4 protein-coding genes are annotated in these 3,457 nt (G+C 66.9%); all 4 read right to left on the bottom strand.

Annotated elements, in window-relative coordinates; genetic code table 11:
• Nucleotides 1-45: 45 nt before the first annotated feature.
• The gene (locus tag BN423_RS09540; RefSeq protein WP_019240024.1) at nt 46-699 is read right to left on the bottom strand and encodes a recombinase family protein; all 654 of its coding nucleotides are present in this window, start codon (nt 697-699) and stop codon (nt 46-48) included.
• Nucleotides 700-873: 174 nt separating this feature from the next.
• The gene (locus BN423_RS09545; protein ID WP_019240025.1) at nt 874-1,317 is read right to left on the bottom strand and encodes a GatB/YqeY domain-containing protein; all 444 of its coding nucleotides are present in this window, start codon (nt 1,315-1,317) and stop codon (nt 874-876) included.
• Between the two features lie 36 nt (nt 1,318-1,353).
• A complete protein-coding gene (locus tag BN423_RS09550; protein WP_019240026.1) occupies nt 1,354-2,631 on the bottom strand; it encodes a peptidylprolyl isomerase in 1,278 nt (425 codons plus the stop codon).
• Nucleotides 2,632-2,846: 215 nt separating this feature from the next.
• Nucleotides 2,847-3,457: phosphoribosylglycinamide formyltransferase (gene purN / locus BN423_RS09555; RefSeq protein WP_019240027.1), on the bottom strand; the 611-nt coding region annotated here is incomplete at its 5' end.

Consider the following 3,457-nt stretch of genomic DNA (forward strand, 5'->3'; position numbering starts at 1 on the left):
GTCTACCTTTTGACCGCCGCATATCGGCGCACGGCGTGCCGGTGCCTACAGAGCGCCCGGCGCGCCTTTGCATGCGCTCATCCAGCGACGGAATGTCGACTGCGATACACCGCAGGCTCCGGCGGCCTCGGTGCACGTGAGGTCGCCTGCCAGATAGAGCCCGCGAACCGTTTCGAACGCCTCGGGACGCTCGATGCGCGGCCGACCGAAGCGCACGCCCCGCGCCTGCGCGGCGGCGATGCCCTCGGCCTGCCGCTGCCTGATGTTGTCGCGCTCGATGTGCGCGACGTAGCTCAGAAGCTGTAGAACCATATCGGCGATGAACTCGCCGGTCACACCGTTCGCCTCGCGGCGCGTGTCGAGCAGCGGCATATCGAGCACCACGAGATGGACGTTGCCGCACTTGGTAAGCCGCCGCCATTCGTCAAGGATCTCGTCGTAGTTGCGCCCCAGCCGATCGATGCTCTTGACGACCACGGTGTCGCCCGTTCGCAGCCGCCGCACGAGTCGCTGGTATGCCGGCCTCTGGAAATCCTTGCCGCTCGCCGTGTCGGTGAAGATGCGCCGCCGTTCCACCCCGAATTCCTCGAGCGCATCGATCTGCCGTGCCAGGTTCTGGTCGCGCGTCGAGACGCGCGCGTACCCGTACATGGCTCCGTCCTCGCGGGGCTCTCTTCGCGCCGTGCATCGCTGCTCCATGTGTCCTCCTTGTCCAACGCGAATCCTACAAGGAGCAGCATTCCCGTACCCCGCGCCGCGCCGACGCAGCGCGCCGCATACGACGACGGGGCGGACCCGGCCGGATCCGCCCCGATTACGCGCGTGATAAAATCCAGACAGGCTGGTTTTTATCATTTTGCCGGCGCCGGCGCCCTACGACAGTCGCGCGCCCACTTCCTTCGCAGCCGCGGCCTTGTCGAAGTTGCCGCCCGTCGCCTTGTTGAGCGCGCCCATGACCTTGCCCATGTCCTTGCGCGTGGTGGCGCCCACCTCGGCGATCGTCCGCTCGATGAGCTCCACGAGCGCGTCGCCCGAGAGCTGGGCGGGCAGCAGGCTCTCCAGGATCTTCACCTGCTCCTCCAGCGTGTCGGTGCGCTCCTGGTTGTTCCCCGCCTTGCGCGACATCTCGAGCGTCTCGTTCGTCTGCTTGATGAGGCGCTTGATCATGCTGTTCACGTCTTCCTCGGTGGCGTCGCGGCGCTCGTTCACCTCGACGTTCTTCACCTCGGCCATCACCTGGCGGATGATGGACAGGCGCACCTTGTCCTTCGCCTTCATGGCGGCGACCATCTGGTCGTGCAGCTCTTGGTTCGTCATATCGTCCTCCCCGGTTCGTCCGCAGCGCCGGTGCCGCTACTCTGTCGCGGCGTCGTCGGTCGCGGGCTCGTCGCCCTCGGTCGTCGCCGCGTCCATGTCCACGTTGTAGGGCACGTCGGCGGGCATGTCGTTGATCTGGATGTCGGCCTCGGAGCGCTGCTGATCCAGCCACGCCTGGTACGCGGTGGACTGGTTCGTGCTCTCGATGCTCTGGATGAAGGTGTTCCGCAGGTCCTCGGGAATCTGGTCGACCGAGGTCACCTCGCCGTCCACGTAGAAATGGTCGGTACACATGATGATGTGGTAGCCGTAGTCGGTCTCCACCACGCCGCTCACCTGGCCGGTGTCGAGTGCGGAGAGCGCCTGCTGGTAGGCGTCGACGAACGTGGTGAGCTTGTCCCAGCCCACGTCGCCGCCGTCCGACGCCGACGAATCCTCCGAGTACTCCTTCGCGGCGTCCTCGAACGAGATCTCGCCGGCGTTGATCTTGTCGAGGATCTCCTGCGCCTTCGCCTTGGCCTCCTCGCGCGTGGCGTCATCGGCGTCCTCGGCCACCTTGATGAGGATGTGCGACGAGCGGCGGGCGTCGTTGTACGTGCTCAGGTTCTCATTCGCGTACGCGATGACCTCGTCGTCCGTGGGCTCCTCGACCGGCGCGACCGAATCGCGGAAGGCCTCGGACTCGAGGTTCTGGCGGATGGTCTCCTTATAGGTGGACTCGGTGTAGCCGAGCTGCTCGAGCATCTGGACGAACGCGTCCTCGGAATCGTAGTTCGACACGATGTCCTGCCACTCGGCCTCGACGTCCTCGTCGCTCACCTGGATGTTCGCGTCGCGCTCGGCCTGGCTCACCAGCACGTCGTCGATGAGGCCGTCGATGACGTTCTCGCGGTAGCTCTCCGGCGTCATGCCCATGGAGCTGAGGTACGCGGCCCAATCCGCGTCGTCATCGTAGCCCATGGAGCTGCGCGTGCTCATGATCTGCTCGGTCACCGTGTCCTCGGTGATCTTCGTGCCGTTCACCGTGGCAGCGACGCCGCCCGTGAGCTTGTACTCCTCGTCGGACGCCACCTGGTTGAGGACGCCCGAGCACGCGACGCTCGTCACCGAGAGCACCATGGCGAGCACGCCGATGGCCACGAGCACGTACTTGATGCCCTTGTGGATCTGCTGCTTGTTCTCACGCTTGAAGTCCGCCTTCGTCTTGGGCCGGTCCGCGCGGCCGCTCGCGTGCGCCGAGGCCGCCGTGTGCGCGGAGCGCGTGTGCCGCTGCGAGCCCGCGGGCGGGCGCTTGCTTTCCTTGTTCGATGCCATTCCTGTCCGTACCTTTCGGCTCGACATCAGCTGTAAACCGCCGTAATGATACTACGGGGGTGTATGGGGTCTGTGGACTTGCAGGCGGGGTCACGTGATGTACAGGACGGGGGCGGGGGCGGTGCGGAGCTCGCGTGCGGATAGCTACCCGGGCACTGGCGCCGGGCGCACGCGGACGGCCACCCGGCCGCGCCCACCTGCCGCGCCCCCATCGCTTACTCAGGCAGGACGCTCACCGTGCGGTCGTCGTTCACCTGCACGCGGCCGTCGGCGAGCAGCTGCACCACGTGCGGGTACAGCTGGTGCTCGACCTTGTGGATCGCCGCCTCGAGCTCGTCGACCGTCCAGCCCTCCTCGACGCGCACCGCTTCCTGCGCGATGATGGGGCCCTGGTCGTAGACCGCGTTGGCGAAGTGCACGGTCACGCCCGTCACCTTCACGCCGCGGTCGAACGCGTCCTGGATGCCGTGCGCGCCCTGGAAGCTCGGCAGCAGCGCGGGGTGGATGTTCACCACGCGATCAGGCCAGAGCGCGAGCAGCGGCTCGTGGACTTTGCGCATGTAGCCGGCCATGACGATGTACTCGGCGCCCGCGCGCTCGAGCTCGGTCGCGATCACCTCGTCGGCGTCCCACGGGTCGGCGTAGAGCTCCTTGGAGAGCGCGAGCGTCTGGATGCCCGCGTCGGCCGCGCGCTTGAGGCCCGCCGCGCTCGGACGGCTCGACACCACGAGCACGATCTGCGCGTTGAGCTCGCCCGCGGCGATGCGGTCGATGAGCGCCTGCAGGTTGGTGCCGGAGCCGGAGATGAGCACGCCGATCTTGAGCG

The sequence above is a fragment of the Enorma timonensis genome (genome assembly GCF_000321165.1).
Lineage (GTDB): Bacteria > Actinomycetota > Coriobacteriia > Coriobacteriales > Coriobacteriaceae > Enorma.